General features: G+C 70.9%; 10 protein-coding genes and 1 pseudogene. 7 read left to right on the forward strand and 4 right to left on the reverse strand.

All coding sequences use genetic code 11. The features are described 5' to 3' along the window. Nucleotides 1-85: pseudogene (locus ACFVZW_RS11075) on the forward strand (nitroreductase family protein); the annotation flags it as partial. 82 nt (nucleotides 86-167) lie between these two features. Here ACFVZW_RS11075 and ACFVZW_RS11080 read toward each other — a convergent pair. Next, nucleotides 168-683 (reverse strand): DUF4245 domain-containing protein, encoded by a 516-nt coding sequence (locus ACFVZW_RS11080; protein WP_384519827.1) that lies wholly within the window; start codon nucleotides 681-683, stop codon nucleotides 168-170. Between the two features lie 134 nt (nucleotides 684-817). Here ACFVZW_RS11080 and glpX point away from each other — a divergent pair, with 134 nt between their 5' ends. After that, complete coding sequence (gene glpX / locus ACFVZW_RS11085; RefSeq protein WP_362364024.1) at nucleotides 818-1,849, forward strand: class II fructose-bisphosphatase; 1,032 nt, start codon at nucleotides 818-820, stop codon at nucleotides 1,847-1,849. Nucleotides 1,850-2,099: 250 nt separating this feature from the next. Here the strand turns inward: glpX and ACFVZW_RS11090 are convergent, their stop codons facing one another. Both ACFVZW_RS11090 and ACFVZW_RS11095 read right to left on the reverse strand, forming a co-directional pair. Next, nucleotides 2,100-2,471, reverse strand: a complete 372-nt coding sequence (locus ACFVZW_RS11090) for a WhiB family transcriptional regulator (protein WP_383558994.1) — start codon at nucleotides 2,469-2,471, stop codon at nucleotides 2,100-2,102. A gap of 173 nt (nucleotides 2,472-2,644) precedes the next feature. Continuing rightward, complete coding sequence (locus ACFVZW_RS11095; protein ID WP_384519614.1) at nucleotides 2,645-3,343, reverse strand: DUF1707 domain-containing protein; 699 nt, start codon at nucleotides 3,341-3,343, stop codon at nucleotides 2,645-2,647. A 91-nt stretch (nucleotides 3,344-3,434) separates the two neighbouring features. Here ACFVZW_RS11095 and ACFVZW_RS11100 point away from each other — a divergent pair, with 91 nt between their 5' ends. The 3 genes from ACFVZW_RS11100 to ACFVZW_RS11110 all read left to right on the forward strand — a co-directional run bounded on the left by ACFVZW_RS11100 (nucleotide 3,435) and on the right by ACFVZW_RS11110 (nucleotide 6,180). Then, nucleotides 3,435-3,800 carry a DUF1304 domain-containing protein gene (locus ACFVZW_RS11100; RefSeq protein WP_384519616.1) on the forward strand — a complete coding sequence of 122 codons (366 nt, stop codon included), beginning with the start codon at nucleotides 3,435-3,437 and terminating at the stop codon, nucleotides 3,798-3,800. Next, entirely contained in the window at nucleotides 3,797-4,363 is a 567-nt protein-coding gene (locus ACFVZW_RS11105) for a TetR/AcrR family transcriptional regulator (protein WP_384519618.1), read from the forward strand. Before ACFVZW_RS11100 ends, ACFVZW_RS11105 begins: the two co-directional genes overlap by 4 nt. Before the next feature lie 149 nt (nucleotides 4,364-4,512). Continuing rightward, the gene (locus tag ACFVZW_RS11110; protein ID WP_384519619.1) at nucleotides 4,513-6,180 is read left to right on the forward strand and encodes a fumarate hydratase; all 1,668 of its coding nucleotides are present in this window, start codon (nucleotides 4,513-4,515) and stop codon (nucleotides 6,178-6,180) included. 92 nt (nucleotides 6,181-6,272) lie between these two features. On the opposite strand, the gene ACFVZW_RS11115 is transcribed toward ACFVZW_RS11110, so the two are convergent. Beyond that, nucleotides 6,273-6,647: a winged helix-turn-helix transcriptional regulator gene (locus ACFVZW_RS11115; protein ID WP_384519621.1), complete on the reverse strand. Its 375-nt coding sequence runs from the start codon at nucleotides 6,645-6,647 to the stop codon at nucleotides 6,273-6,275. Between the two features lie 69 nt (nucleotides 6,648-6,716). Between ACFVZW_RS11115 and ACFVZW_RS11120 the strand changes: the two genes are divergently transcribed. Both ACFVZW_RS11120 and ACFVZW_RS11125 read left to right on the forward strand, forming a co-directional pair. Continuing rightward, nucleotides 6,717-7,367: an NADPH-dependent F420 reductase gene (locus tag ACFVZW_RS11120; protein WP_384519623.1), complete on the forward strand. Its 651-nt coding sequence runs from the start codon at nucleotides 6,717-6,719 to the stop codon at nucleotides 7,365-7,367. A 154-nt stretch (nucleotides 7,368-7,521) separates the two neighbouring features. Then, nucleotides 7,522-8,148, forward strand: coding sequence for a lipoprotein (locus ACFVZW_RS11125; protein WP_384519625.1), 627 nt, complete (start codon nucleotides 7,522-7,524; stop codon nucleotides 8,146-8,148). The last annotated feature ends 117 nt before the right edge of the window (nucleotides 8,149-8,265 follow it).

Raw genomic sequence — 8,265 nt, forward strand, 5'->3', positions numbered from 1 at the left:
CGTCAACATCGGCAAGCCCGGCGAGGACGCCTGGTTCCCCCGCTCCCCGCGCCTGACCTTCGACGAGGTCGTCACCACCGTCTGACCCGTACGGCATACGGCAGAACCCCCGGACTCCATGAGTCCGGGGGTTCTCGCGTTTCCGAGCCCGTATCCGAGCGGAATGCCTACGCCTTCTTGGACTGCAGCGCGCCCGCCATCTCGGCCAGCCGCTCGAACGAGGCCGTCCCGGTCACGACCGTCGTGGCGCCGCCGTCCGTGCGGACCAGGGCGTCGTACTTCGGCCCCTCCCAGCGCTGCCAGACCTGACCGGCGACCGTCTGGGTCTTCCCGGAGTCCGTGGCCTGCTGGGTGACGTCGGGGACGTACTTCTTCGGCTCCTCCGTCGACTGGTGGATCGCCACGTACTGGGTGTCCGGGTCGAGGAAGCCCAGCTGCCAGGCGTCGTGCTGCTCGCGCTTGTACGAGACCACGGTCGCCTTCCAGTCCTCGCCGAGCCCCTCGGGGGCCAGCACCGCGTACGGCGCCGCCCGCTGTGCCGTCAGGAGCTCGACCCGGTAGTCCTTCGCCTGGACCGGGTTCGCGTCCTCGTCGTGCGGGATGAAGAGATACATCACGCCCGCGGCGACCATGATCACGCCGAGGGACTGGAACATCCCGCGTACCGTCTGCCTGCCTCGCATACCTGCCACGCCCCCATGGTCGCATCATGGTGTTGTGCTCATACGTGGGCCCCTCTGCTCAATTTGTCGACGTACCGATAGAGTCGCAGCACCCTCTTTATTCCGGCCGTCGCCGTACAGAAAGGTGCGCTCCGATGACCGAGCATTCCCTGCCGTCCGAGCTTGAGGTCTCCCCCGAGGCCCCTGACCGCAACCTCGCCCTGGAACTCGTCCGGGTGACCGAGGCCGCCGCCATGGCAGCCGGCCGCTGGGTCGGGCGCGGTGACAAGATCGGCGCGGACGGCGCCGCGGTCAATGCGATGCGGACGCTGATCTCGACCGTCTCGATGAACGGCGTCGTCGTCATCGGCGAGGGCGAGAAGGACGAAGCCCCCATGCTGTTCAACGGCGAGCGGGTCGGAGACGGGACCGGCGCCGAGGTGGACATCGCCGTCGACCCGATCGACGGCACCACGCTGAACGCCAAGGGCATGCCGAACGCGATCGCCGTCCTGGCCGCCGCCGACCGCGGCACCATGTTCGACCCGTCCGCGGTCTTCTACATGGACAAGCTGGTCACCGGCCCCGAGGCCGCCGACTTCGTCGACATCAACGCGCCCGTCTCGGTCAACATCCGCCGGGTCGCCAAGGCCAAGAACATGTCCCCCGAGGACGTCACGGTCGTGATCCTGGACCGCCCGCGTCACGAGGGCATCGTCAAGGAGATCCGCGAGACCGGCGCCCGGATCAAGTTCATCACCGACGGGGACGTCGCGGGCTCGATCATGGCCGTCCGCGAAGGCACCGGCGTCGACCTGCTCCTCGGCATCGGCGGCACGCCCGAGGGCATCATCTCGGCCTGCGCCATCAAGTGCCTCGGCGGTGTCATCCAGGGCAAGCTGTGGCCCAAGGACGACGCCGAGCGCCAGAAGGCGATCGACGCGGGGCACGACCTGGACCGCGTGCTGTCAACGAACGACCTGGTCAGCGGCGAGAACGTGTTCTTCGTCGCCACCGGCATCACCGACGGCGAGCTGCTGCGCGGCGTCCGTTACCGCTCGGAGACCGCGACCACGTCGTCGCTGGTGATGCGGTCGAAGTCCGGCACGATCCGGCAGATCGACTCCACGCACCGGCTGTCGAAGCTGCGCGCCTACAGCAAGATCGACTTCGACCGGGCGAAGTAGCGGAGCGACCGCCGGAACGAGCGGCAGCGGTACGAAGAGGGGCGCCCCCATGTGCGGTGGGGGCGCCCCTTCTCGTACGGCCGGAAGCCCGGAGCCGGAAGCTGAGCCGGAAGCCCGGAGCCGGAAGCTGAGCCGCGAGCCCGGAGCAGTCAGCCCCGTGCCGGAGGCCCGAAGCCGTCAGCCCCATGCCGGAAGCCTGGGCCCGTCAGCCCGGAGCCATCAGCCCCGCGCCGTCAGCAAACCCGCGCCGTCAGCCCGCCGCGGCGATGCGGTCCGCTGCCGCCGCCTTCTTGAGCTCCACCTCGCGCCGCCGGCGCCGGGCGAGGACGACACGGCGCTCGGCCGCGGTCAGCCCGCCCCAGACGCCGTACGGCTCCGGCTGGAGCAGCGCGTGCTCCCGGCACTCGACCATGACGGGACAGCGGGCACAGACCTGCTTGGCGGCCTCCTCACGCGACAGTCTGGCGGCGGTCGGCTCCTTGGAGGGGGCGAAGAACAGCCCGGCTTCGTCCCGGCGGCACACCGCCTCCGTGTGCCAGGGGCCGGCCTCGTCCTCCCGCGCGGGAGCGCGCTGGGACGGCACGGCGGCGACCTGGAGGGGCTGATGCGGCAGTTGCAGCACGGTCTACTCCTGACGACGGCTTCGCGAGCGAGAGACGATGCACCAGCCCTACCCGCTGTGCGCACGCCTATGCACTGCGTGCCGCCGAGTTCCGGAGTGCGGAACGTCAGGAGCGAAATCCGGTCAGGGGCACCCGCGGATCCGCTCGGCGGCCGAGGTGCTCCCGGGGCGCGTCAGTGGCCCAGGTGCTTGCGGAGCCGGTCCTGGAGGTCGGTGATCCACTTGCCGCGCTTGGGCTTCGCCTCGACGTTGCCGAAGACCGAGTAACCGTTGATCACGACGACCGGGGCCTGCGGGTCGGCGGCCTCAAGGTTCACGACCTCGAAGTTGCCGAAGACCCCGGTGCCGTTGCCGCGCAGGCTGATGTTCTCCGGGACGCGCACCTCGACGTTGCCGAAGATCGACGTGGCGTTGATGGTGGTCAGCCGCTGGGCGAAGAGCGCCTCGGTCAGGTCGATCTCGATGTTGCCGAAGAGCGCGAAGGCGTTGGTCCTGCGGCCCACCCGCCAGCGGCCCTTGCGGGTGGTGCTGGAGAAGACCGCGATCAGGTTGTCGGCGGGGCCCGAGGCGTCGTCGGGACCGTACGAGTAGGAGTGCTCGGGCTCGCGACGGACGCCGGAGCCGGCGGGAAGGTCGCGGACGATCGGCTCCAGCTCGCCGACGGTCTTGGCGCGGTAGACCGCGTCGATCCGCTCCGAGTGCTCCTCGGCGTCGAGCCGCCCCTCGGCCAGAGCGTCGCGGAGGATGTCCGCGATCCGGTCCCGGTCGGCGTCCGAGGCGCGCAGGGAGTCCCCCGGAGCGGCGGGAGCCGGCGGAGCGGGAGCCGGCTCGGCGGGAGCGACCGGCTTCTGGGGCTGCTTTTCGAGGTCCACGACGCCAGCGTAGCGAAACGCGATAGATCGCGACTAGGGGGCACGACCGAGAGTCGCCACTCCTGGACACATGTCCATGTACTCTGGACACATGTCCAACATCCTTGCGAACGTCGCCGTCGGCCTGGTCGCCGCCCTGCACGCGTACATCCTGGTTCTGGAGATGTTCCTCTGGGAGCGCCGACCCGGGCGCGAACTGTCCGGTTTCGACGCGGCCATGGCCCGCGCGACGGCACCCCTCGCCGCCAACCAGGGGCTGTACAACGGCTTCCTCTCCGCCGGTCTGGTGTGGGGCCTGATCGCCGACGACCCCACCGGGTACCGGGTCCGGATCTTCTTCCTCTCCTGCGTGGTGATCGCCGGGGTGTACGGCGGCCTCACCGCCAACCGCCGGATCCTGCTCGTCCAGGCCCTGCCCGGGGCCCTCGCCCTGGCAGCCGTACTGTGGGCGGGGTGACCAGCCCGACCACCGATCCCCGCGCCGCCCGGACCCGCGCCAAGCTGCGCGCCGCCCTCCTGGAGGAGTGCGCCGAACGCCCCCTGGACGAGGTCGGGGTCGCCGCACTGGTCCGCCGGGCCGGGATCGGCCGGGCCACGTTCTACCTGCACTACACCGACCTCCAGGCCCTCGCCGTCGACGCCTGCGCCGATGTCGTGAGGGAAGCGGTCGACGCCCTGCATGCCTGGCGCGGCACGCCCGCCCCGGACGCCCCGCCGGCCGCCCTGCCCGCCTTCTTCGCCGAGGTCGCCCCGCATGCACCGCTCTACCGGAGCCTGCTGCGCCCCGGGGGCGGCGGCCCGCTCGGCGAGCTGCTCCACCAGGAGCTCCGCGCATACAGCCGCCGCGAGCGCGAACTGGCCGGGGCCCCCGAGCCCGATCTCGTGGCCTCGGCGGTGGCGGCGACGTTCGCGGGCCTGCTGGCGGACTGGCTGCACGGCCTGATCGAAGCGACGCCGGAGGAGATCGCGGCCCGCACCTGGCGCCTGCTGATCGCCCTGCACCGGACGCCGCTGGGGTGAGGGCCCGCCCCGTGCTCCACATCGGCAGGGTCCGCGTTCCAAGTGAGCCTTACCTCACAGGATCGGGCCCCGGGCCGCGCTCTACGCTGGAAGGCGCGCCGCCAATGGAGGTGGCGCTGCTGTCTGCCGAGTGAGGAATGGCTGCCGTCATGCCAGAGTTTGCGTACTCCGATCTGCTCCCGCTGGGAGAGGACACCACGCCCTACCGCCTGGTGACCTCCGAAGGTGTCTCCACCTTCGAGGCCGACGGCCGTACGTTCCTCAAGGTCGAGCCGGAGGCGCTGCGCAAGCTCGCCGCCGAGGCCATCCACGACATCCAGCACTACCTGCGCCCGGCCCACCTGGCCCAGCTGCGCAGGATCATCGACGACCCGGAGGCGTCGAGCAACGACAAGTTCGTCGCGCTCGATCTCCTCAAGAACGCGAACATCGCCGCCGCGGGCGTCCTCCCGATGTGCCAGGACACCGGCACCGCGATCGTCATGGGCAAGCGCGGCCAGAACGTGCTCACCCGGGGCGGCGACGAGGAAGCCCTGTCGCGCGGCATCTACGACGCGTACACCAAGCTCAACCTGCGGTACTCGCAGATGGCCCCGCTGACCATGTGGGAGGAGAAGAACACCGGCTCGAACCTGCCCGCGCAGATCGAGCTGTACGCGACGGACGGCGGCGCGTACAAGTTCCTCTTCATGGCCAAGGGCGGCGGCTCCGCCAACAAGTCCTTCCTCTACCAGGAGACGAAGGCCGTGCTCAACGAGGCGAGCATGATGAAGTTCCTGGAGGAGAAGATCCGCTCGCTCGGTACGGCGGCCTGCCCGCCGTACCACCTGGCGATCGTCGTCGGCGGCACGTCGGCCGAGTTCGCGCTGAAGACCGCGAAGTACGCGTCCGCCCACTACCTGGACGAGCTGCCGGCCGAGGGCTCCGAGCTCGGCCACGGCTTCCGGGACAAGGAGCTGGAGGACAAGGTCTTCGAGCTGACGCAGAAGATCGGCATCGGCGCGCAGTTCGGCGGAAAGTACTTCTGCCACGACGTCCGGGTCGTCCGTCTGCCGCGCCACGGCGCCTCGCTGCCCGTCGCGATCGCCGTCTCCTGCTCCGCCGACCGCCAGGCCGTCGCGAAGATCACCGCCGAGGGCGTCTTCCTCGAGCAGCTGGAGACCGACCCGGCGCGCTTCCTGCCGGAGACGACGGACGAGCACCTCGACGAGGCCTCCGACGTGGTGAAGATCGACCTCAACCAGCCGATGGACGAGATCCTCGCCGAGCTGACGAAGTACCCGGTCAAGACCCGCCTCTCGCTCACGGGCCCGCTGGTCGTGGCGCGCGACATCGCGCATGCCAAGATCAAGGAACGGCTGGACGCGGGCGAGGAGATGCCGCAGTACCTGAAGGACCACCCGGTCTACTACGCCGGCCCGGCGAAGACCCCCGAGGGCTACGCCTCCGGCTCCTTCGGCCCGACGACGGCCGGCCGGATGGACTCGTACGTCGAGCAGTTCCAGGCGGCGGGCGGCTCGAAGGTCATGCTCGCCAAGGGCAACCGCAGCAAGCAGGTCACGGACGCATGCGGCGGCCACGGCGGCTTCTACCTGGGCTCGATCGGCGGCCCGGCGGCGCGGCTGGCGCAGGACTGCATCAAGAAGGTCGAGGTCGTCGAGTACGAGGAGCTCGGCATGGAGGCGGTCTGGAAGATCGAGGTCGAGGACTTCCCGGCGTTCATCGTGGTGGACGACAAGGGCAACGACTTCTTCCAGAACCCGGCCCCGGAACCGACGTTCACCCACATCCCGGTGCGCGGTCCGGGGCTGGGCTAGGGCATACGGGGCCGGTTCGGGCCCCTGATTCACGGAGCCTTCCGCGGGGGGGGCGCCCCGGGGGGCCCCCCCCCCGTTGTCTTCCGGGAGGCTCACACCGCCGACCGGCCGCCCTCCTGGGCGCCGTCGGCTTCCTGCGCGGCCATGACCTCGTCGCCGTGCTCGAAGGCCCATGCCCCGATGGCGTCGATCGGGGCCAACAAGGTCCGGCCCAGCGGGGTGAGCCGGTACTCGACTCGCGGTGGCGCCCCGGGATGGGCCTGTCGTGTCACCAGGCCGTTGAACTGGAGGCGTCGAAGCGTCTCCGTGAGGACCTTCGAGCTGATGCCCCCGATCCGCTCCCGCAGCTCCACCGGGCGCGTGGGGCCGTCCCGCAGCGCCCAAAGCACCACGGCGTTCCATGTGTTGGACAGCAGGTCGAAGGCGAGGCGAGCCCGGCAGTCGGCGAGGAAGGTGTCGGTCGTCACGCACCACATGGTGCCCGACGGGGCTCCTAGCGTGTTCCTGGAACAGCAGGCACAGAGAGGACACGCGCGATGAGAATAGGTGTGCTGGGAACGGGCAACATGGCCGACGCACTCGCCTCCCACTGGGCGCGGGCCGGGCACGACGTGGTCATCGGTGGGCGGGACGCGGCCAAGGCGGAACGGCTCGCGGCGCGCGTCGGGGGCGGTGCCAAGGCCGCGAGTCCGCCCGCCGCGGCCGGGTTCGGTCAGGTGGTGCTGGCCGCCCTGCCCTATGGCGCGGGAGCCGGCATCGCACGGGAGCTGCGGGCCGCCCTGGACGGCAGGGTGCTGATCGACTGCTCCAATCCCGTCGGGCCGGGCTTCCGTCTGCTGACGGAAGGAGGCCCCTCCGCCGCCCAGCAGCTGGCCGCGGCGGCGCCGGGAGCCCGCGTCGTCAAGGCGTTCAACCTCTGCCACGAGGACGTCTGGCGCATGAGGCCACCCGTCTTCGACGGCCGTCCCCTGGCCGTTCCGGTCTGCGGCGACGACGAGGACGCCCTGAACCGCGTATCCCGGTTGGTACGGGACGTGGGCTGCGATCCCCTGGCCGCCGGCGGCCTCGAACGAGCGGGGCTCCTGGAGGCGACCGCGGCCCTCTTCATCGCCCTCTGGGTCGGCGAGGGAGCGGACGCCCAGGCGATCGCTCCCCCACTGGCCTATGCCTCGGGCCCGCCGGCGTAGCCGCGCCCTCCTCGCGGCGGCTTCCCCGGTCAGGACCTGGGAGGCCCCGAAGCCCGTCAGGGACGAGGGCAACGCGCCGGCCGGATCACATGTCGGCGATCATGTCCGCATGTCAGAGAAGACTCCCCGAGACGAACAGGCTGGACGGGCACGCGTGAGACCTCCGATACGGGTGCGGACCCTGGTCCCCGCCCTCGCCGCCCTCGCGGGCGCCGGGCTGCTGACCGGCTGCCTGGGAACCGAGCCGGCGCCCGACAAGCCGGCCGGCAAGACGGCCGCCGAGCCGGAGGCCAAGGGCGCCGCGTCCGTCGGCGCCCCCGGGACCGCCTGCGCGCTGCCCGTGTCCTTCGAGCTCCTCGCGAACTGGAAGCCCAAGGCCGTCACCGTCGGCGACGACGAGATCTTCGCCGCCCTCGGCAAGCAGGGCCCCGCCACCATGGTCTGCGAGGTCGACGCGAAGCCGGCCGGGAACATCGGCTTCCTGCGCGTCTGGAGCGCTGGGAAGGGCCCCGCACACGCGGCGCTCGAAGGGTTCGTGAAGGCCGAGAAGAACGCCTCCAAGGTCACGTTCAACGAGATCGCGGCCGGTGGGATGCCCGCCACCGAGGTGACGTACACGGTCTACAACAAGATCATGGAGGAGTCCAAGGAGGAGCGCGCCTTCGCCCTCTCCACCCCCAAGGGCACCGTGATCGTCCACCTGGGCGGACTCGACACCGAGGAGCACCGGGAGATGCTTCCCGCGTACGAGCTGGCCCGCTCGAGCGTCAAGGCGCTCTGAGAGCCACGCCGTTCGAAGCGGTGGCCGGGGGCCCCCACCCCTCGGGGGGGGGGCCCCGTGACACCCCCCGAGCCCCCACACACACCCCCGTCGCCCCCCCCCGGGCGCCCCGGGTCA

This window comes from Streptomyces sp. NPDC059567, assembly GCF_042735655.1.
Classification (GTDB): Bacteria; Actinomycetota; Actinomycetes; order Streptomycetales; family Streptomycetaceae; genus Streptomyces.